Raw genomic sequence first — 20,117 nt, 5'->3', positions numbered from 1 at the left:
GGTGCTCTGCTGGAGCGTGCGGCGGTGGAGGCTTTCCTGACGCTTGCCGAGGAACCGCACTTCGGGCGCACGGCCGAGCGGTTGCGGCTGACGACCGCGCGGGTGCGCCCGCGGGTTCAGATGAGGGGGGCGACCAGCAGGGCGAAGGCGGCGATGATGACGGCGACGCGGACGTAGTGGAAGCGGTCCCAGCGGTTCATCTGCTGCTTCCAGTCGGCGGGCCGGTTGTCAGGGGTCCAGGTCTTGCCCCGGTTGTTGATCGGGACGAGCAGCAGGATCGACATGATCACGCTGAGGATCAGCAGCGCGCCGGCGGTGACGACGAGCCCGGTGCCGTGGTGGTGCCATCCGGCGATGGCCCAGACCGCGACGAGGACGAGCGAGGTGATGTACCAGACCGGCATCACGGCGCCGAGCATCCGGCCCCCGTGGGCGCGGCCGAGTTGGCCACTGTCCTCGGGGAGTGCGTTGAGGATCCGGTTGATGACGAAGGCGACGGAGAACTCCACCCCCACCATCACGCCGACGACCACCGTGGTGACGACCTCGAGTGCGTTGAGCATGATGACCCTCTCGGTCTAGTGTTGCTAGCTGATGAGGCAACGCTAGTACTGCTGCCGCTTGCTTGTCTAGCGGTGCTAGGATCGAATCATGTCGGTACAGGAACGCAAGGAGCGTGAACGGGCGGCCCGCGAACGCCTCATCTTGGCGACGGCCCGCGAACTCGCCGAGCAGCAGGGCTGGGACGCGGTCACCACCCGCCGGCTCGCCGAGCGCATCGAATACAGCCAGCCCGTCCTCTACAGCCACTTTCGCGGCAAGCGGGAGATCATCGGCGCCGTCGCCCTCGAAGGCGCCGCCGAGATGGCCGCGGCGGTACGTGCCTCGGCCTCCAGCGCGAACAGCCCGCGCGAGCGGGTCGCCGCCCTCGCCCGCGCCTACCTCGACTTCGCCGAACGCAACCCGGCGGTCTACGACGCCATGTTCCAGCTCGACGGCGGCCTGGCGTTCGCGGACGAGGACACCCCCGAACCTCTCAAGGACGCCTTCGCCGCGCTGCTGGAGGGCCTGGAGGAGGTCGCCGGGGAAGGCGTCCATCCGGGGCTGTTCACCGAGGTGTTCTGGGCGTCTCTGCACGGGCTGGCGACCCTGACCCGGGCGGGACGGCTGCCGCCGGAGGACACCGAGCCGAGGGTGAAGCTGCTGGTGGACCGGCTCGCCATGGTCTGACACACCATCCCGGCGGGCACGCAGCCGGGGCCCTCGGGCCCCGCCGCTGCCTGCCCGCCGGGATCGCTTTTGGTCACTCGCGCCCACACGGCGCAGCCGCGGAACGCCGGGCCCGGTACCCCAGACGGGCACCCGCCCCGGTAGCTGCGATGCACGTTGATCACGACCCGATACGCGCCCCAGTACTACGCGAGGCCCGCAGCTTGAGAGGAGCTGACAGGGATCGGCGGCGGACGAAACCCGGCCGCCGCCCCGACCGCTGAGACCTGCGGCTACATCTTTTGATGCATCATCACTGCACCGTCAGGCATGCTCCGGAACACCTCGGCCGGGCAATGAACATACGGTCCCCGTTGCTCACGATGGCCCGTACCATTTCGAACAACTCCTCACGCGTCGAATCCTTTGAGATGCACGCGTACGGCCTTACGGGCATCGCCCGCTCCATCAAATCGGCCTGGCCCACTTCGCTCACCGGATGCCCTTCCCCTTCCATCGACACTGGGCGTTGCCCGCCGGAAGGGCCACCCGCAGGGATCAAGTCCGGCCGGCACCAGCCTGCGCCCGCACGCCTTTGATGTCTATGGGCAAGTCCCTTTCGGGGTGGCTCCTCCTGGAGCCCGCGCGGACAGGCGGCGTGGAAAGCCTCAGCATCACGTGGCTCGGCGAACCGCACACGTATGACGAAGGGCCAACAAGGTGAACCTGGTCAACCTGAAGGCAGGAAAAGCACCGGACAACGCAGAGGGGAGGTCTGATTGTGCGCGATCCAATCTGACGGTCCATTCGGCACAGATCTGCCCTGATGCTGCCGAAAGGCCGTCCCGCCTCCGCACCGGCAAAACATCCGAGGAGCAGGAACGACGATGGCACCCGATCCGACAATTGCCCAGGTGACCATGACCCTGGCTGCCCTTGCAGCCACCGGGGCCACCCCGCGTCCATCCGGGGAGACCCCGGAGCAGCAGACCGCACGAATCATCACCGGCATCGACGCGCAACTGAGCGATCTCAGTCTTGCGACGCAGGGCGCGTGGAAGCTGGTGTGGCTCGCCCTGAGCGAGGCCAACGCCAATATGGCCTACATCGCACGGAGTACCGACGGCTCGAACGAGTTCGCCGTGGTCGCTCGCGGAACGGACGCCGATCTGACCGACATCCTCGAGGACCTTGACGTCGGCACGGTCGTCCCGTTCCCCGAAAGCGGATCGCCGAAGCCCGTCGCCGTTTCCAAGGGGGCGATGGATGCGTTCAAACGGGTTGTCAACGCCCGCTCGATCGCCTCACCCTCCCCGAACGTCACGCTCGTTCAGGCGCTCGCCGCCGCGCTCAAGTCTGCGCCCTCCTCGCCGCAGCCGACCGTCTATCTGACCGGTCACAGCCTGGGCGGCTGCATCGCCACCATGCTCGCGCCGTACCTGCAGGCACAGACCTGGCCGAAACAGCCGAAATTCGCGGTGATCACCTATGCCGCTCCCACCGCCGGCGTGCAGAGCTTCGTCGACTACTTCGACTCCGTGCCGTGGGTCATCGACGAGCGCCAGAACAACGCCTACGACCTGGTACCGCACGCGTGGGCCGATCTCGACACCACCGCCGACTGGTACCCGAGCCCGGGACCGCAGGCGACCGAAGAAGTGAAGGTGCTCATCGGGGCGATCTCCAAGCGCACCAAGGGCAATGTCTACGTCCAGCCCGGCACGCTCTGCCTGATGAACACCGGATACACGAGCCTTGCCAAGAACCTGGTCAACAAGACCACCCAGGACTTCCTCGGCCAGGTCGCCTTCCAGCACGCCAACTCCACCTACCTGGGCCTGGTGGGGGCGCCTGCCGTCCCTCCCGGGCCGGTGGTGACCGACGTGACCCCCACCTTCGGCGCATCAGGCGCCACGGTGACCATCCACGGCACCGGCTTCAGTCAGGACAGCATGGTCGACTTCGGCCAGTTCGCCTGCACCGAGCGCGACGTCGACCCCTCCGGCATGAGGATCACCGCTCAGGTCCCCAACGGAACCGGCGTCGTCCACGTCCGCGTCACCAACACCCTCGGCACCTCCCCGGCCGTCGCGATGGGGCAGTTCGCCTATGGCGGACCCGCACCTGTGGTGGTCAGTGCGGTCGGCCCGACCAGCGGAAAGGTCGGCACCCCGGTCACCATCAGCGGCTCGGGCTTCGCCGGTGGCGCCACCGTGCACTTCAAGGACAAGGCATCCGATTCGGTCAAGTTCGTCTCCACCGGCCAGATCGTCGCCACCGCGCCCGGTCAGCTCGACGACCACCAGACGGTGAACATCACCGTGACGGTCGGCAAGGCCACCTCTCCCACCAGCCCGGCCGACGAGTTCACCTACACCGGACGGTAGCGTCCGCACGCCCCGTTCCCGGGGTGGCCCTTCGAGCGGCCCGGGCTCTTGCCGTCGACCGGTCGAACCATGCCCGGTCGAGGGATCGCCGCAGGACCGTTCGCCCTGCGGCGAGCAGGCCACGGAGCTGTGCGGCACGGCTGAGCAGCTGCCGGACGACCAGGTGTCCGGAACCCCCGGAGAGACCGGGGCCGGGACGAGTCGAGGCACCGATGTGCCGGAGTCCGGGTCCCGCGGTGCGGTGGCGGCTCGACGACGGCCCCGGCCGCCAGATCAGGTGCTGGTCGAGCTCGGCGGGCCGCCGTAGGGGTCGCCGCGGACGGCGTTGCGGTTGGCCGCGGCGATCCCCGCCGGACTGGCCGCACTCCACCGGGTTACCAGGGCGCGCAGGCCCGGGGCATGCACCTCGATCCGGCCGAGCACCCGCTCCACGTGGCCCGCGACCAGCCGCTCGTCGTCCCACCCCGCCGAGACGTCCGGCTCGCCCGCGGCATCGGACGACGGCGCGGTTACGTGGCAGGACGGGGTGGTATTCCTGCGGTCCGGGATCAACGCGCCCTGGCCGGCACGAAGTTGCCCTGGACTGGGCGGCGTTCGGCGGGCGGTGAGCGTGCGGCGGGACGTTGCGGCCGACTCGTTAGAGCAACACCGGGGTCAGGTCCGGCTCCCCGAACCCGTCGTCGTCGAAGGGGTAGAGGGGGCGCTGCACCTTGTGGTGCCCGAGCCGGAGCAGATCCTGGTCCACCCCACCCGGGGTGAGCGCGAGCAGCCAGTCCGCCGCCATTGCGTGGAGCTCGGGCTCCAGATAGCCGATCTTGACGACCACCAGGTCGTAGGCCAGCGGGTCCAGCGCCCCGAAGTCCGCACGGGTGTGGAACGGCCGGCGGCGCTCGGTCAGGACCACCGTCACCCCGCCGCGGGTGACGGCCGCGGACCGGCTGCCCCCGTCGTAGGCCGGATTCCCCCGTGGCCCGCCGGATCCGGGAGCGGGCCCGTCCTCCAGGGCGGTGACCGTGCCGGTCAGCTCGTAGGGCTCCGCATGGGGACCGGTACCCGCGCTGAACCGGCCGCCCACAGCGAGCGTGACCTCGCCGCCCAGCCCGGCACCGAAGCAGACGGCGACGGCCTCCGGGTCGGTGATGCCCGGGTGCAGTGCGGTGACCCGGCCACTCGCCAACTCCTCGTCGGCCAGCAGTCGGCCGAGCATGTACGCGAGGTCGCCGGCTCCGCCCGCGGTGGGGTTGTCGCCGGAGTCGCTGATCAGGAACGGGCGGGCCGAGGAGGCGACGGCGCGGGCGATACAGCTGTCCGCGTCGCCCGTCGGGCCGACGAAGACGAAGTCCCGGCGCACGTTCCAGTACGCGCGGGCCAGTGCCCCGGCCTGCGCCACGGCGAGTTCCGGATCGTCCGCGGTGACCACCACCGCGGCCCGGCAGCGCTCCTCGTCGGCCCAGGCATACCCCACCCAGATGGCCGCGTCCACGACCCTGTCGAGCGCCTCGACCGAGGCCAGCCGGCCGTAGAGCGACCTGGCCGGCTCCAGCCGGGTGCTGGTCTTCTCGCCGGGGAGGAGGACCGGAATCTGCACCCAGGCCCGGTGCGGGCGGCCCGTCCCGTGGACCAGTCGTTCCGCGAGCTTGCGGGCGGCCCGCTCCCGGGTCTCCCAGGCGTCCTCGTGCGGGGCCATACGGTGCGCGGTGAGCAGATCGAGCTGCGCGGCGAAGCGCCGCGAGACATTGCCGTGCAGATCCATGGCGGCCGAAATCAGGGTGGCGGGGCCGGTCGCGGCCCGTACCGCGTCCGTCAGATCGGCCTCCGCGTCGTCCAGTCCGACCACGCTCATGGCGCCGTGGATGTCGTACACCAGCCCGTCCAGTGGCCCCGACTCCCGGATTCTGTCGGTCAGTTCACCCTTGATGCGCTCGTAGGTGGCGTGCTCCACCGGCCCGCCGGGCACCGCGACGGCATGCACCAGCGGCACCCACTCGACCAGCTCGCCCAGTGCGTCGTCCGGCCGGGTCCAGGTGTAGCGGTCCAGCAGGGCGCGCCCCCGGGTGATGCGGAAGTCGTCGTAGGCCGAGCGATGCGGGCAGAACTGGCTGGACTCGATGGCCATGCCGCCGATGCCGATGCGGAAACGGCGGCTGATGGGTGAGGGCATGGGGTGCACCTTCCGTGGGGGCGATCCTGAGGCGGGGCGTGCGAGCGGCGGTCAGCCGCGCCCGGCGGCCGGCGAGGGCGCGCCGTCCGCAGTGGCGGGCGAGGGCGGTCCGTTCGCAGCGGCCGGCCGGCGCAGCACGGCATGGCCGGCGCCCAGCAGCCCCGCGTCCGGGCCGCAGACGGCGGCGGTGATGGTGAGTTCGCTGGTGGCCATCGGCAGACAGCGCTCATAGAGCGTGCCGCGTACGGCCGCCACCAGAGGCTGGGCGCCGGAGAGCGCGCCGCCGAGGATCACCGCCTCGGGGTTGAAGAAGTTCACGACGACGGCGAGCACCGCGCCGATGTCCCGGCCGGCCTGGCGCACCAGTGTGGTGGCCTGCGGTTCGCCGTTCTCGACCAGCCGGAGAATGTCGGTCGCCGAGTCGACGGCGAGGCCCTTGGCACGCAGCGCGGTGGCGATCGCGGCGCCGCTCGCCACGGTCTCCAGACACCCGATGTTGCCGCAGGAACAGGGGAGTTGGGTGCTCTCGGCCACCCGGACATGGCTGATGTCACCGGCCGAGCCGCGCGCCCCGCGGTGCAGCCGGCCGTCGCTGATGACACCCGAACCGATGCCGCGGCCCGCCTTGACGACGACCAGATGGCGCCGGGTGGGGTGGGCGGCGCGATGTTCGCCCAGCGCCATCATGTTGGCGTCGTTGTCGAGCAGCACCGGCAGGCCGAGGCGGTCCGCCAGCCGGTCCCGCAGCGGGAACAGATGCCAGCCGGGCATCCGGGACGGGGCGATGATCCGAGCGCCGTCCGCATCGACCGGGCCCGGGAAGCCGACCCCGACCCCGCGCACCGTACGGCCGGCCGCACGCTGCCGCTCGGCCAGCGCCGCCAGTTGCCCGGCCAGCGCGTCCAGGGCGGGTTCGGGCCCGGCGGTCAGATCGACGGCGTGCTCGTCGAGATCGAGTGCGTCGCCGGTCAGCCCCACCGCGCCGGTGCGGATGTGATGGCTGCCCAGATCGGCGGCGAGCGCGACGGCTCCCTGGTCCGCGACCCGCAGCAGTCGCGGGCGCCGGCCGCCGCGCGAGGCGCCCTCGCCGGATTCGGCCAGCAGCCCGGCCTCGACGAGTTCCTGGACGCGGAGGGAGACGGTGGACGCGGCGAGCCCGAGTTCGCGTACCAGGTCCGCGCGGGAGGCGGCGGAGCCGTTCGCGACGAGTTCGAGGACGTGCGCGGCGGAGCCGGGCTGTTCCTCGGAGGCGGTCATGGGGGGCGCCTTTCGGCTCGGTGCGGGAGAGGGGGACAGGGTGGGCGACGGGCGGCCGCGCCGCGGCGAGGCGAGGGGCCCTCCGCAGCGGGAACTTGGTTCGTTGGTCGAAGGAAGTCGGGCGGTCAACTCGCCGACAGTAGACCGCAGTCGGCGTTGTTTCGCCAAGGTCTTGACTTCTTTTCCCGGCCCTCCGTACTTTGCTCGCACTCTTCGACCGGCGAATCCCGGAGGCGGCATGGGTCTGCGCAGTACACGCATCCGCGGGCCCCTGGGGCGGACGGTCGCTGCCGTCCTGCTCGGTGTCTTCGCACTCGTCGGCTGTGACCCGACTGGCAACGTTGTCACCGACCTTGGCACCACCGGCGGTACGCCCGTCGAGGGCGGCACCGCCACCATGGCCCTGCCGCCCGCCGCCACCCCCAACTGGATCTTTCCCATCGGCGCCCCCGGCTATCTGGCCACGTACAACAGCGCCATCCAGAACCTGCTGTTCCTGCCGCTGTTCGCACCCGAGCGGAAGGGCGACGCGCTGACCATGGACTCGCCCCGCGGCCTCGCGGAACCGCCCCGCTACAGCGACCGGAACACCACCGTCACCATCACGCTGAAGAAGGGCTACGAGTGGTCCGACGGACAGCCCGTCACCACCCGCGATGTGAAGTTCTGGTTCGATCTGATCCGGCACAACAAGCAGGACTGGGCGGGGTATTCGCCGAAGCTGATGCCGGACGACGTCAAGGCCTTCGAGACCGTCGACGACCGCACCTTCCGCCTCCGGCTGGACCGCGCCTACAACCCGGCGTGGTTCACCGCAAACGAGCTCCAGGACTTCGTCGCCCTCCCCGTTCACGCCTGGAACCCGCGTCACCAGAGCCCCGAGCGGGCCTTCGCCCGGCTGATGCGGCATGCCAGGCAGTTCTCGCAGTTCGCCACGGATCCGCTCTGGAAGACCGTCAACGGGCCCTGGCGCATCGCGCAATGGACCACGGCGGGACAGGTCTCCCTGGTCCCCAACCGGTCGTACCGCGGACCCGACCGGCCCCGTCTCGACCGCGTGGTCCTCAAGCCCTTCACGACCGCCGACTCCGAATTCAATGTGCTGCGCGCCGGCGGCATCGACTACGGCTATATCCCGCCCTCCGTCATGGCGCAGTCCGCGAAGTTCAGGGAGCGGGGCTATCGCATCGACCCGTGGGAAGGCTGGGCGGTCACCTATATCGTCCTCAACTTCCAGCACCCCACGGCCGGACCACTGCTGCGCCAGACGTATCTGCGTCAGGCGCTCCAGCACCTGATCGACCAGAAGTCGATCTCCCGGGTGATCTGGCACGGCAGCGCCGCCCCCACCCTCGGCCCGGTCCCCGCGGGCCTCCTCGACCGTGACCCGTACCCGTACGACCCGCTGCGGGCGAGGGCGCTGCTCACCGGGCACGGCTGGGCCGACCGGGACGGCACGCTGCGCTGCACCCGGCCGGGAAACGGCCCGGGGGAGTGCGGGGCGGGCATCGAGGGCGGCTGGGAACTGCGGCTCACGCTGCTCTCCCAGTCCGGCTCGACCGAGACCTCCAACACCATGCAGGCCGTCAAGTCGGAGTTCGGCAAGGCCGGCATCGCCCTCGACATCCGGCAGCAGCCGCTGAACACCGTCCTGGGCACCACCGTCCCCTGCCGGAAGACCGAGCCGCTCTGCGCACAGTGGCAGCTCGGCTTCTTCGGTACCCAGGGCAGCTGGTACTTCCCGCCGGACCCCAGCGGCGAAAAGCTCTTCGCCACCGGCGCCCCCTCCAACATGGGCAACTGGTCCGATCCGCGCACCGACCGGCTCATCCGGGCCACCGAGTACTCCGATGCCCCGGCCGCGATGCGCACCTACGGACGTGAGGTGGCCCGGCAGCTCCCGGTCCTGTGGACCCCCAACCCCGCCTACCAGGTCTCCGTCATCCGCAACGATCTGCGGGGCGTCGACCAGAACCCGACCCTCTCCCTCGCACCGCAGAACTGGTACTTCGTGAAGAAGGGCTGGGCTCGCCGATGATCCGCTTCCTGGCCAAGCGCCTTGCGCAGGCCCTCGTCGTGCTGCTGCTGGTCTCCGTCATCGTCTTCGTCCTCCTGCACCTGCTCCCCGGCGGACCGGCCCGCGCCATCCTCGGCATCCAGGCCACGCCGGAGTCCCTCGCCCACTTCAACCATCAGCAGGGGTACGACCGTTCCCTGCCCGAGCAGTACGTCCGGTACCTGGGGCGGCTGCTCACCGGCGACCTCGGCGAGTCCTACAAACTCAACCGGAGCGTCGCCGCCCTGCTCGCCGAGCGACTGCCCAAGACCGCCCTGCTGGCCGGCCTCGCCGTCGGGCTCGCCGCGCTGCTGGCCGTCCCGCTCGGCATCCTGCAGGCCGTGCACCGGGGAAAGGCCGCCGACCACGTCCTGACCGGTGCGGCCTTCCTCGCCTACGCCACCCCGGTGTTCTTCCTCGGCCTGGTGCTCCTCCTCGTCTTCAGCCAGCAGCTGCCCCTGCTGCCCGCCGAGGCACCGCAGGCCGACACGGTCGGCGGCATCCTCGCCGACCCGCCGGCGCTCGTCCTTCCCGTCGTGACCGCCGCACTCGGCATCATCGCCGCCTTCAGCCGCTATATGCGCTCCGCCGTCCTCGACAACCTCGGCGAGGACTACGTACGCACCGCACGCGCCAAGGGCCAGTCGGACGCCCGCATCATGGCCCGGCACGTCCTGCGCAACGCTCTCATCCCGCTGGCCACCCTCCTCGGCCTCTACCTCCCCACCCTCTTCAGCGGCACCCTCGTCATCGAGTCGATGTTCAACTACCCGGGGATGGGACTGCTGTTCTGGAACGCCGCCCAGAGCTCGGACTTCCCCGTCCTGCTCGGTGTCACCCTCGTCGTCGGTGTCGCCACCGTCCTCGGCTCCCTGATCACCGACCTCGCCTATGCCGTCCTCGACCCGCGCATCAGGAGCGTGACGTGACGACCACCGCCCTCGACGCCACGCAGCCCGACGCGGCCCTGGCCACCCCCGGCCTGGCCCGCCGCACGCTCGCCGTCTTCGCCCGCAACAAGCTCGCCCTCGCCGGCGCCCTGGTGCTGCTGGCCCTGTTCGCCTTCTGCTTCCTCGGGCCGCTGGTCCACCCCACCGACCAGATCCACACCGATCTCTCCCAGGCCAACCGCGCCCCCGGCCCAGGCCACCTGCTGGGCACCACCGACCTCGGCTACGACCTGTTCGGCCGGCTGATGTACGGCGGCCGGACCTCCCTCGAAGTCGGCCTGGCCGCCGGGCTGTTGGCAACCCTCTTCGGGACGGTCTACGGCTCGGTCGCCGGCTACTTCGGCGGATGGGCGGACGCCGTGATGATGCGGATCACCGACGCCGCGCTCGCCATCCCCGCGCTCTTCCTGCTCGTCGTGGTCGCCACCATCGTCACCCCCAGCAAGCCCGTGCTCATCCTGGTCATCGCCTCCGTCGCCTGGCTCTCCCCGGCCCGGCTCATCCGGGGCGAGGCACTGGCGCTGCGCAGCCGCGACTACATCCATGCGATGCGGCTGATGGGCGGCGGCGGAGGGCGGGCCGTCTTCCGGCACATCGTCCCCAACGCCGTCGGCACCGTCATCGTCAACGCCACCTTCCAGGTGGCCGACGCCATCCTGTACGTCGCCTATCTGTCCTTCCTGGGCCTGTCCATCCCGCCGCCCGCCGCCGACTGGGGCTCCCTGCTCTCCGCCGGCATCACCTACACCCAGGTCGGCTACTGGTGGCTGATCTTCCCGCCGGGCCTGGCGATCGTGCTGGTCGTCGCCGCCTTCCACTGCATCGGGGACGGTCTGCGGGACGCCTTCGACGTACGGCTGCAGAAGAACTGACGCGGTATCGGAAGAAGCGAGGACCCACACCATGACCGACTCGCTCCTGCGGATCGAGGATCTGCATGTCGAGATCGCCGGCCGCGGCCGCACCGTCCATGCCCTTGACGGCATCGACCTCGCCGTCGCCCCTGGTGAAGCGCTCGGCATCGTCGGCGAATCAGGCTGCGGCAAGACCATGACCGCGCTGTCCGTCCTCGGCCTGCTGCCGCCCGGCGGGAAGATCACCGGCGGCCGGATCCTGTTCGAGGGCACCGACCTCGCCGCCACCCGGGAACCCGTACTGCGGGATGTCCGCGGGAACACCGTCGGAATGGTCTTCCAGGACCCGCTGAGCTCCCTCAACCCCACCCTCACCATCGGCGCCCAGGTCGCCGAACCCCTGTTGCTGCACCGGCGGATGACCAGGGCCGAGGCCTGGGCCAAGGCCGAGGAGACCCTGCGGCTGGTCGGCATGCCGCGCCCCGCCGAGCGGCTGAAGAGCTACCCCCATCAGCTCAGCGGCGGGATGCGGCAGCGCGTGGCGATCGCCATGGCGCTGGTCTGCGAGCCCCGGCTGCTGATCGCCGACGAACCGACCACCGCCCTCGACGTCACCACCCAGCACCAGATCCTCGAACTCATCGACGAGCTGCGCGCCCGCCTCGGCATGGCGATGATCCTGGTCACCCACGACCTCGGCGTGATCGCCCGCCGGGTCGACCGGGTCGCGGTGATGTACGGCGGCCGGATCGCCGAACGGGCCGCGGTCCGCCCGCTGTTCGCCGCCCCACGGCATCGCTACACCCAGGCGCTGTTCGCGGCCCTCCCCGAACTCCCCCGGCGGCCGGCCGACGGGGGGACCGGCGACAGCCGGGGGAGTGCCCCCCTCGCCGGCGACGCCCGGCACCCGCTGGCCACCCTCCCCGGCCTGCCGCCGTCCCTCGTCACCCGCCCCGTCGGCTGCCGCTTCGCCCCACGCTGCGGCTTCGCCACCGACATCTGCCGGGCCGCCGAGCCGGACCTCACCGACGGCCTCGACGGCACCGCGCCCGCCACCATGGCCCATGCCTTCGCCTGCTTCCACCCCGCCGGCCCGGCCCCCGGTGCCGACCCGGCCGCCGAGCTGCGCCCGCCGGTACCCATCGCGCCCCCGGTACGGACGGCGGAACCGCTGCTGAGGCTCGCCGACGTCAGCAAGACCTACCCGCTGCACGGCGGGCTCTTCGGCCACCGCACACCGGGCCGCAAGGGCGCAGCCGAGGTCAGCGCGGTGGCCGGCATCTCGCTCACCGTCCGGCGCGGCGAGACCTTCGGCATCGTGGGGGAGTCCGGCTGCGGCAAGTCCACGCTCGGCCGGCTGGCCGTCGGCCTGGAGACGCCGACCGCCGGCACCGTCCACTTCGCCGGCCGCGACATCAGCACCCTGAACAAGCGCGAGCTGCGTGCCCACCGGCGCCACGTCCAGCTGATGTTCCAGGACTCCTACGCGTCCATGGACCCGCGGATGCGGGTGGGCGCCGTACTGCGCGAACCGCTGGTCATCCAGGGCATCGGCGACGGGGCCGAGCAGCGGCGGCGGATCGCCGGTCTGCTGGACGACGTCGGGCTGCCGCGCGGCGCGGTGGACCGTTATCCGCACGAATTCTCCGGCGGCCAGCGCCAGCGCCTCGGTCTGGCCCGCGCTCTGGCCCTGGCCCCGTCCCTGGTCGTCGCCGATGAGCCGGTCTCCGCGCTCGATGTCTCCGTCCAGGCGCAGATCCTCAACCTCATGCGCGCACTGCAGCGCGACAAGGGGATCGGCTATCTCTTCATCTCGCACGACCTGGCGGTGGTGCGGCATCTCGCGGACTCGGTCGGTGTGATGTACCTCGGCAAGCTCGTGGAGACCGGCCCCGCCGACCAGGTCCTCGCCCGCCCCCTGCACCCCTATACCCGGGGGCTGCTGGACACCGTCAACGCCCCCGACCCGGACGCCGCCCCGGCCGGCACCCCGCTCGGCGGCGAGACCCCGTCGGCCGCCGCTCCGCCCTCCGGCTGCCGCTTCCGCACCCGCTGCCCGCTCGCGACCGGGCTCTGCGCGACCACGGAGCCGCCGCCGGCCGAGCCGGAGACCGCGGGACACCGGGTGGCCTGCCACTTCCCGCTGACCGGGGAAGCCGTCAGTAGCGGGTGAGGGCGGTCGGGCCGTACGCCGTGCCGATGGCGATATGCGGATGCGCGGACGGCCGGACCCAGGACAGGATCCGGGCCATCGCCCCGGCCGGTACGGAGACACAGCCGGCCGTGGCGCCCTTCCCGTTGACGTGGAGGAAGATCCCGGCGCCGCGGCCGTGCACCGGACGGTGAGTGTTGAAGCCGATGACCAGGGCCCGGGTGTACTGCGTGGGATGGTCCGCCAGCCGTTCGGACTCGCCGGCCGCGCAGTCCGGCGGCAGTGGCGCCACCCAGCGGTTGTAGGAGGCGGCGGCGTTGTCCTCGCACCACCAGGAGTCCGCGCCGACCCGGCGGTACGGGACGGTGGTGCCGGGCGGTGGCGGGGCGGTCCCGAAGGCGAACGGCAGGTCGTAGAGCCCGGTCGGGGTGGTCGAGGTGCCCTGCACCCGGGTGCTGCCCTCGGTCAGCCCGCCGGCTCCGAACCGGGCCGGCGCCCACCCGGCCTGCCGCCAGCGGCCGTTGTGCCGCTGCCACCACCTCACGGTCCCGGTGGTGGCGCCCGTCGTGGCCGCACGGGCGGTGAGGAGCTGGTCGCCGCCGCCGGTGTCGGCCATGAGGACGGGAAGGGGGATGCGGTCGACGGGAGGGCCGGCGGGCGCCGCGGTCGCCGGGGCGGGCCCGGCGAGCACGAGCGGCGCCACGGCGACCGCCGACAGCAGCGCCGCGCCCCGGACCCGGAGCCGGGCCGGGACCCGGAGCCGGGCCGCCCGGACCGTGCGCCCGGCCGCGGTCGTGGTCCCGGCAGCGGCCGGGCGCGTCGTCCCTGTACGCATCATCGGCATGACCGCAATGTAGAGCGCGACCGGCTCACCCGGCGTCGTCCGATCAGGTCACATACGACGCTCCCGGCCCGTGCGCAACCCGTCCGCGGCAATCCACCGTGCGCTGGGGCCATGGACGGGCGAAACTCGGGTACGGGGGCACATGTGCCACTAGCCGTCTCATTCTGGAGGCCCGCAGTGCAGCGGCAACCGCATACGCGCAGTGAGCGCACGCTCGACCGCGATCCGCAGCCCACACCTCCGGATCCGGGAGGCCCTCCGCCCGCCCCGGACCCGCTTCCCGGCCCGCCGAGCCCGCCTGGGCAACCGGATCCCATACCGCCGGAACCGTCGCCGATACCCCGTCCGCCCGGACCCGATCCCGACCCGGTCCCGGAGCCGTCCCCGGCTCCCTCGCCGCTCTCCTAGGAGCCGCCCGGACCTTTCGCCCCGCATACCAGGGGCACCCCGCTCCCGCACGACCAAGGAGGTGCTGATCATGGCGATCGCCACGGTCAACCCGGCCACCGGCGAGACCCTGAAGACCTTCGACGCCCTCAACTCGGGCGAGATCGAAGATCACCTGGTCCGGGCGGACCAGGCCTTCCAGGAGCACCGCACCACCAGCTTCGGCTACCGCAAGGAGCGGATGCTCACCGCCGCCGACCTGCTCGATGCCGACCAGGACGGCATCGCCCGCACCATGACCACCGAGATGGGCAAACCGCTGGCCCAGGCGCGCGCGGAGGCGGCGAAGTGCGCCAAGACCATGCGGTGGTACGCGCACCAGGCCGAGGCACTGCTCGCCGACGAGCACCCCGACCCGGCCGATGTCAGCGACTCCGGCGCGATCCGTGCCGTGGTGCGCTACCGCCCCCTCGGCACCGTCCTCGCGGTGATGCCCTGGAACTTCCCGCTCTGGCAGGTTGTACGGTTCGCCGCGCCCGCGCTGATGGCGGGGAACACCGGGCTGCTCAAGCACGCCTCGAACGTGCCGCAGACCGCGCTCTACCTGGAGGAACTCTTCCGCCGCGCCGGTTTCCCCGAAGGCTGTTTCCAGACCCTGCTGGTGGGGTCCCGTGCGGTCGAGGACATCCTGCGTGACCCGAGGGTGGCCGCCGCCACGCTCACCGGCAGCGAGCCGGCCGGCCGCGCGGTGGCGTCCACCGCCGGTGACGAGGTCAAGAAGACCGTCCTCGAACTGGGCGGCAGCGACCCCTTCATCGTCCTGCCCTCCGCCGACCTGGACAAGGCGGTCCGTGTCGGGGTCACCGCACGCGTCCAGAACAACGGACAGTCGTGTATCGCGGCCAAGCGGTTCCTCGTGCACCAGGACATCTACGACGCCTTCGCCGAGCGGTTCACCGACCGCATGGCCGCGCTGACCGTCGGCGACCCGATGGACGAGCACACCGATGTCGGGCCGCTCTCCAGCGAACAGGGCCGCTCCGACCTGGAGGAGCTCGTCGACGACGCGGTCCACCAGGGCGCCACCGCACTGTGCGGCGGCCGGCGGCCGCCGCAGCACTCCACGGGCTGGTTCTACGAGCCGACGGTGCTGTCCGGCATCACCCCCGGGATGCGGATCCACCAGGAGGAGGCGTTCGGCCCGGTCGCCACGCTCTACCGCGTCGCCGACCTCGACGAGGCGGTGCGCCTCGCCAACGACACACCGTTCGGGCTCAGTTCCAACGCCTGGACCCGGGACCCGGAGGAGCAGCAGCGCCTCGCCCGCGATGTGCAGGCCGGCGGTGTCTTCTTCAACGGTATGACCGCCTCCCATCCGGGCCTCCCCTTCGGAGGCGTCAAGCGCTCCGGCTACGGGCGGGAGCTCTCCGGGCACGGCATCCGCGAGTTCTGCAATATGACGACGCTGTGGTTCGGACCGGAGGACTGAACCGACCCGCCGGGGCCTGCCGCCCCCCGGTGGGCGCATGCGCCGGAGCGGTTTGCGTCATGGACGTGAAGGTGTACGTTCCGGTCAGGTCGAGTCGGCCAACGGCCAGGTTGGTCGGCTCGGCCACCGCCGGGCCTCGGGAACCAGTGCGCATTTCCCGGCCCCAGCAGCTGAATTGACGCGGACTCACCACCCCTGGACGGCCCGGGTGTTCAATGCACCGTTTCCTGCCCGTCCGGCACCGCGAACTCGCACCACAGCGCCTTGCCCGCGCCGCGCGGCTCGGCGCCCCATTCGTCCGCGAGCGCCTCGACCAGCATCAGCCCGCGGCCGGAGGTGGCGGTCTCGCCGGGGCTGCGCCGCCGGGGCCACCGGCTGGAGCGGTCCTCGACCTCCAGCCGGATCCGGCGCGGGGTGCCCGGCAGCAGCTCCATGGAGACCAGGGCGCCGCTCTCGGTGTGCGTCAGCGCGTTGGCGATCAGCTCGGAGGCGGCGACCTCGATGTTGTGCATGACGGTGCCCGCCCGCCACTGGTCCAGCGTGCGGCGTACCGCGGAGCGGACCTCCGCGGTACCCGAGGGGTCGGCCTGATGGACATGCAGCCGCATCCGCGGGGTGGCGGCGGCCCCGGAGCCGGGCAGCCGGTGCAGCAGCAGGAGGGCCATATCGTCCTCCGAGCCGGGGTCGGCCCACAGATGGTCCGAGAGCCGGTCGGCGAGCGCCTCCAGTTCCGTGGGTCCGGTGCGGACCGCAGCGGACAGCGCGTCGATGCCGGAAGAGATGTCCTGGCCGGGCTGTTCGACCAGGCCGTCGGTGCACAGCAGCAGCGTCGACCCGGGCTCCAGGAACAGCTGGGTCTCCGGGAAGTGGTCGTGCCCGAAGAGCGTGGCCAGGCCGAGGGGCAGCCCACCGCGGACCTCGGGCCAGTCGATGTGCCGGGAGCTGTTGCTGATCAGCGGGCCGAGATGGCCGGCCCGAGCGATGTGCAGCGCCCCGGATTCCATATCGGCCTGGATATAGGTGCAGGTCGCGAAGCGTTCGGTGTCCAGCTCCGCCAGAAAGCGGGACGCCCGTACCAGCACGGTCTCCGGCGGGTGCCCCTCGCTGGCGTAGGCGCGCAGGGCGATCCGCAGCTGGCCCATCACGGCGGCCGCATGGGTGTCATGGCCCTGTACGTCGCCCACGACGACCCCGATCCGCCCCTGGGGCAGTGCGATCACGTCGTACCAGTCGCCGCCGATGTCCCGGCCGACGCTCGCCGGGTGGTAGCGGACGGTGACCGCGCCGCCCTCGATCGGCGGGAGCCGGCGCGGCAGCATCGTCGCCTGCAGCCCCGTCGCGAACTCCCGCTCCTGGTCGAAGAGGGTCGCCCGCTGTACCGACTGCGCGACGACACCGGCCAGCGCCAGCGCCAGGTTCCTGGCCTCCGGCGACTGCACCGCGGGCTCGGCGTTGAACAGCCCCAGCGCGCCGATGACGGTGTCCTGCGCGACCAGCGGCAGGAACGCCGCGCTGCCCGTCGGCAGCACCTCGTTGTACGGGCGCAGCCGCGGATAGCGGGCGATCAGCTCCCCGCGGGTGCTGAGGAAGATGGGCCGCCGCGAGCGTGCCGCGTCCGCCAGCGGCAGGGTGTCGTCCAGCCGTGAGGTCATCATGTCGTCGGGCACTTCTCCGTCCAGCCCGGCGGTGGCGATGACCTCGAACTGGTCCTTCTCGACCAGGCCGAGGACCAGCCCGTCCGCGCCGAACCGCCGGGCGCCGCCGGTTCCGGTGAGCACCCGGGTCACGTCCTTGACGGACAGCGCACGGGCCAGCGCGGCGGTGGTCTGCTGCACCATCACGGTCTGGCGCTGCCGCTCCTGCTGGAGCGAGCGCAGCAGCGCGGAGTCCGCCAGCTCGCTGGTCGCCTCCCGGACGATGCCGATGACCCGGTACGGCACCCCGTCCGCGGTGTGCAGAATCCGCCCCTGGGAGTGTGTCCAGCGCTGGGTCCCGTCGCGGCACTGCACCCGGAAGTAGGCGCCGTAGGACGAGTGACCGTCCCGCAGGGCCTGGGAGAGTGCCTCGTCCAGCCGACGGCCCTCCTCCGGCGGTACCCGCTTGACCAGGGACACCGGCGTGCCGTCGTACTCCCCCGGGCGCAGATCGAAGACGTCCATGGCACCGGAGTCCAGGTTCATCGAGCCGCGGTCCAGGTCCCAGTCGAAGGTGCCCATCCGGTTGAGTGAGAGCCGCTCGCGCAGGGCGATGGGCTCGCGGTGCGACACCCCGGGCGCGTGCTCCTCGACGAGGCGCCAGTCCCGGTCGGCCCGGGGGTCGTAGTCGTCGTCGAACGGATCAAGGGGCACGTCGGTCATGGCGTGCCACGCCTTGCGGCCACACGGCGCGGGATGTGCACACGCGGGCGCCGACGGCAGCGGTGCATCGCGGCAGCACCCGGCGACCCCGGGCCGAGCTCGCCTCGTGCCCACGGTCGCGGGCCGTTGACCGGGGCCGATATCCACCGGAACGCGGCCATGCGCTCACCCTAGGCGCGGGCCGGAAGACCCGCATTTCCGGTGCCCCGGATGCCCTCCAGGGGTGCGGAGGACGGGTGACGGTGCCCACGGAGCCACTGCGTCACCCGTCCTGCGCTGTCGGCCGCCGGCCGAGGCACCGGCCCGCGGAAGGTGATCCCGGGGCCGGGCGTTACGCCCCGGTAACTCGCCCATCGCGCAAGGCTCCTGACGCGGTACGTTCAAGGTCCGAGCCAACGGGCCGAACCGCCGGCCGCACCCCCACAGGCCGGCAGCATCAGCAGGGCCGTGACCTCACCGGCTCGCCGGGCGGACCCCCGGCGAGCGCGTCGGCCCGCCCTCGCTACCGGAAGGCACCGCCCACCATGAGATCCCGAACAGTCCGGCGTGCCCTGACCGGCGCGGCCGGGGCGGCCGCGGCCCTCCTCGTACTGTTGTGGGTGGCCGCCCCGTACCCCGCCGCCCCGGAGCGGATGCAGGTCTACCTCACCACCACCTCCGACCCCGGCGGCCGCCAGGTCGTCAAGGGTCTGGAGAAGCAGGCCCCTGTCCCCTTCGCCCCGGGTGCCGCGGGCGGCATCACCGTCGACGAGTCGAGGACCTATCAGCGGTTCGAGGGCGGCGGGGCGTCCTTCACCGACACCGCCGCCTGGCTGCTGAAGAGCAGCGGCACGCTGAGCAAGGCCACCCGCGACGCCACGCTGACAAAGCTCTTCGACCCCGTCGAGGGCATCGGCCTCGGCTTCGTCCGCAACCCCATGGGCACCTCCGACCTCGCCCGCTTCGGCTACACCTATGACGACATGCCCGCCGGGCGGACCGACCTGGACCTCAGGAACTTCTCCGTCGCACACGACCTCGCCGGCGTACTGCCGCTGACCGCCCAGGCCCGCACCCTCAACCCGGCCGTCAAGGTGATGGCCTCGCCCTGGAGCGCACCCGCCTGGATGAAGGACAACGGGAAGCTGGAGCAGGGGCGGCTGCGCGCGAGGTATTACGCCACCTACGCCCGGTACTTCGTGAGGTACCTCCAGGCGTACCGGGACCGAGGGGTGCCGGTCGACTATGTCTCCGTCCAGAACGAGCCCACCTGCTGCTCCGGCTATCCGTCCATGCGGTGGAACGCCTCCGGGCTGGCCTACTTCACCAAGAACGACCTGCTCCCCGCCCTGCGGCAGGCCGGACTGTCCACCAAGGTCCTCGCACTGGACTGGAACTGGGACCGCTACGACGAGTTCGCGCGGGCCACCGTCGACGACCCGGCCATCCGCCGCCACCCCAACTTCGGCGGGGTCGCCTGGCACGGCTACGGCGGCGACGTCAGACAGCAGGCCCGGATGCACGACCGCTATCCCGGCCTGCGGGCCTACGACACCGAGCACTCCGGCGGACGCTGGATCGACAACCAGCAGCGGGAGGACATGCACAACCTCATCGACTACACCCGCAACTGGGGCCGCAGCTGGGTCAAGTGGTCGCTCGCCGTGGACCAGAACGGCGGCCCGCACCACGGGGGGTGCGGCAACTGCACCGGGCTGGTCACCGTGCACCACGGCGACGGACGGCGGCACGGCACGGTCGACTACACCGTCGAGTACTACACGATGGGCCACCTCACCAAGTTCGTGAAGCCCGGCGCCCGCCGCGTCGGCTCCACCGCCTCGGCCACCGTCCCCAACGTCGCCTGGCGCAACCCCGACGGATCCAGGGCGCTGATCGCCTACAACGCCACCGGCCGTACCCGGCGGACCGCCGTCAGCTGGGGCGGCCGGCACATCACCTACGATCTGCCGGCCGGGGCCGCGGCCACCTTCACCTGGTAGGCCCGGCAGCGCCGCTTTGCCCCACCGGAGAG

General features: G+C 71.7%; 14 protein-coding genes and 1 pseudogene. 9 read left to right on the top strand and 6 right to left on the bottom strand.

Annotated elements, in window-relative coordinates:
• Positions 1-6 precede the first annotated feature (6 nt).
• Positions 7-105: pseudogene (locus ACGFWI_RS10030) on the top strand (LysR family transcriptional regulator); the annotation flags it as partial.
• An 11-nt stretch (positions 106-116) separates the two neighbouring features.
• Here ACGFWI_RS10030 and ACGFWI_RS10025 read toward each other — a convergent pair.
• On the bottom strand, positions 117-563 hold the full coding sequence (locus ACGFWI_RS10025; RefSeq protein WP_393905452.1) for an anthrone oxygenase family protein: 447 nt from the start codon (positions 561-563) through the stop codon (positions 117-119).
• Between the two features lie 88 nt (positions 564-651).
• On the opposite strand from ACGFWI_RS10025, the gene ACGFWI_RS10020 reads away from it, so the two are divergent.
• A complete protein-coding gene (locus ACGFWI_RS10020) occupies positions 652-1,230 on the top strand; it encodes a TetR/AcrR family transcriptional regulator (protein ID WP_393905451.1) in 579 nt (192 codons plus the stop codon).
• Positions 1,231-2,129: 899 nt separating this feature from the next.
• Entirely contained in the window at positions 2,130-3,596 is a 1,467-nt protein-coding gene (locus ACGFWI_RS10015; protein WP_393905476.1) for an IPT/TIG domain-containing protein, read from the top strand.
• Between the two features lie 273 nt (positions 3,597-3,869).
• Here ACGFWI_RS10015 and ACGFWI_RS10010 read toward each other — a convergent pair whose 3' ends face one another.
• The 3 genes from ACGFWI_RS10010 to ACGFWI_RS10000 all read right to left on the bottom strand — a co-directional run bounded on the left by ACGFWI_RS10010 (position 3,870) and on the right by ACGFWI_RS10000 (position 7,014).
• Positions 3,870-4,148: a hypothetical protein gene (locus ACGFWI_RS10010; RefSeq protein ID WP_393905450.1), complete on the bottom strand. Its 279-nt coding sequence runs from the start codon at positions 4,146-4,148 to the stop codon at positions 3,870-3,872.
• Between the two features lie 85 nt (positions 4,149-4,233).
• Positions 4,234-5,757, bottom strand: coding sequence for a M81 family metallopeptidase (locus ACGFWI_RS10005; RefSeq protein WP_393905449.1), 1,524 nt, complete (start codon positions 5,755-5,757; stop codon positions 4,234-4,236).
• Between the two features lie 51 nt (positions 5,758-5,808).
• Entirely contained in the window at positions 5,809-7,014 is a 1,206-nt protein-coding gene (locus ACGFWI_RS10000; RefSeq protein WP_393905448.1) for an ROK family protein, read from the bottom strand.
• 238 nt (positions 7,015-7,252) lie between these two features.
• On the opposite strand from ACGFWI_RS10000, the gene ACGFWI_RS09995 reads away from it, so the two are divergent.
• Genes ACGFWI_RS09995 through ACGFWI_RS09980 form a run of 4 tightly spaced genes read left to right on the top strand, consistent with a single transcriptional unit; the run spans position 7,253 to position 13,047 of the window.
• Positions 7,253-9,052 (top strand): peptide ABC transporter substrate-binding protein, encoded by a 1,800-nt coding sequence (locus ACGFWI_RS09995; RefSeq protein WP_393905447.1) that lies wholly within the window; start codon positions 7,253-7,255, stop codon positions 9,050-9,052.
• Positions 9,049-9,999, top strand: coding sequence for an ABC transporter permease (locus ACGFWI_RS09990; protein WP_393905446.1), 951 nt, complete (start codon positions 9,049-9,051; stop codon positions 9,997-9,999). Before ACGFWI_RS09995 ends, ACGFWI_RS09990 begins: the two co-directional genes overlap by 4 nt.
• Entirely contained in the window at positions 9,996-10,892 is an 897-nt protein-coding gene (locus ACGFWI_RS09985; protein WP_393905445.1) for an ABC transporter permease, read from the top strand. Before ACGFWI_RS09990 ends, ACGFWI_RS09985 begins: the two co-directional genes overlap by 4 nt.
• Before the next feature lie 31 nt (positions 10,893-10,923).
• Positions 10,924-13,047 (top strand): dipeptide ABC transporter ATP-binding protein, encoded by a 2,124-nt coding sequence (locus tag ACGFWI_RS09980; protein WP_393905444.1) that lies wholly within the window; start codon positions 10,924-10,926, stop codon positions 13,045-13,047.
• Here ACGFWI_RS09980 and ACGFWI_RS09975 read toward each other — a convergent pair.
• Positions 13,034-13,747: a L,D-transpeptidase gene (locus ACGFWI_RS09975; protein ID WP_393905475.1), complete on the bottom strand. Its 714-nt coding sequence runs from the start codon at positions 13,745-13,747 to the stop codon at positions 13,034-13,036. The two genes, ACGFWI_RS09980 and ACGFWI_RS09975, sit on opposite strands and share 14 nt — an antisense overlap.
• A gap of 601 nt (positions 13,748-14,348) precedes the next feature.
• Here ACGFWI_RS09975 and ACGFWI_RS09970 point away from each other — a divergent pair.
• Positions 14,349-15,746 (top strand): NADP-dependent succinic semialdehyde dehydrogenase, encoded by a 1,398-nt coding sequence (locus tag ACGFWI_RS09970; protein ID WP_393905443.1) that lies wholly within the window; start codon positions 14,349-14,351, stop codon positions 15,744-15,746.
• A gap of 212 nt (positions 15,747-15,958) precedes the next feature.
• Here ACGFWI_RS09970 and ACGFWI_RS09965 read toward each other — a convergent pair whose 3' ends face one another.
• Positions 15,959-18,103, bottom strand: a complete 2,145-nt coding sequence (locus ACGFWI_RS09965) for a SpoIIE family protein phosphatase (protein WP_393905442.1) — start codon at positions 18,101-18,103, stop codon at positions 15,959-15,961.
• 524 nt (positions 18,104-18,627) lie between these two features.
• On the opposite strand from ACGFWI_RS09965, the gene ACGFWI_RS09960 reads away from it, so the two are divergent.
• Complete coding sequence (locus ACGFWI_RS09960) at positions 18,628-20,085, top strand: glycoside hydrolase family 30 beta sandwich domain-containing protein (RefSeq protein ID WP_393905441.1); 1,458 nt, start codon at positions 18,628-18,630, stop codon at positions 20,083-20,085.
• Positions 20,086-20,117 lie beyond the last annotated feature (32 nt).

The sequence above is a fragment of the Streptomyces sp. NPDC048434 genome (assembly GCF_043200375.1).
Taxonomy (GTDB): Bacteria; Actinomycetota; Actinomycetes; order Streptomycetales; family Streptomycetaceae; genus Streptomyces.
The sequence above is the reverse complement of the archived record's forward strand: the minus strand, read 5'-3'. Positions and strand labels throughout refer to the sequence as shown.

Coding starts and splice junctions, on each gene's coding strand:
- ACGFWI_RS10020 (WP_393905451.1), top strand. CDS start 652: ATGTCGGTACAGGAACGCAAGGAGCGTGAACGGGCGGCCCGCGAACGC.
- ACGFWI_RS10005 (WP_393905449.1), bottom strand. CDS start 5,757: ATGCCCTCACCCATCAGCCGCCGTTTCCGCATCGGCATCGGCGGCATG.
- ACGFWI_RS10000 (WP_393905448.1), bottom strand. CDS start 7,014: ATGACCGCCTCCGAGGAACAGCCCGGCTCCGCCGCGCACGTCCTCGAA.
- ACGFWI_RS09980 (WP_393905444.1), top strand. CDS start 10,924: ATGACCGACTCGCTCCTGCGGATCGAGGATCTGCATGTCGAGATCGCC.
- ACGFWI_RS09965 (WP_393905442.1), bottom strand. CDS start 18,103: ATGACCGACGTGCCCCTTGATCCGTTCGACGACGACTACGACCCCCGG.
- ACGFWI_RS10025 (WP_393905452.1), bottom strand. CDS start 563: ATGCTCAACGCACTCGAGGTCGTCACCACGGTGGTCGTCGGCGTGATG.
- ACGFWI_RS09970 (WP_393905443.1), top strand. CDS start 14,349: ATGGCGATCGCCACGGTCAACCCGGCCACCGGCGAGACCCTGAAGACC.
- ACGFWI_RS09960 (WP_393905441.1), top strand. CDS start 18,628: ATGAGATCCCGAACAGTCCGGCGTGCCCTGACCGGCGCGGCCGGGGCG.
- ACGFWI_RS09995 (WP_393905447.1), top strand. CDS start 7,253: ATGGGTCTGCGCAGTACACGCATCCGCGGGCCCCTGGGGCGGACGGTC.
- ACGFWI_RS10015 (WP_393905476.1), top strand. CDS start 2,130: ATGACCCTGGCTGCCCTTGCAGCCACCGGGGCCACCCCGCGTCCATCC.
- ACGFWI_RS09990 (WP_393905446.1), top strand. CDS start 9,049: ATGATCCGCTTCCTGGCCAAGCGCCTTGCGCAGGCCCTCGTCGTGCTG.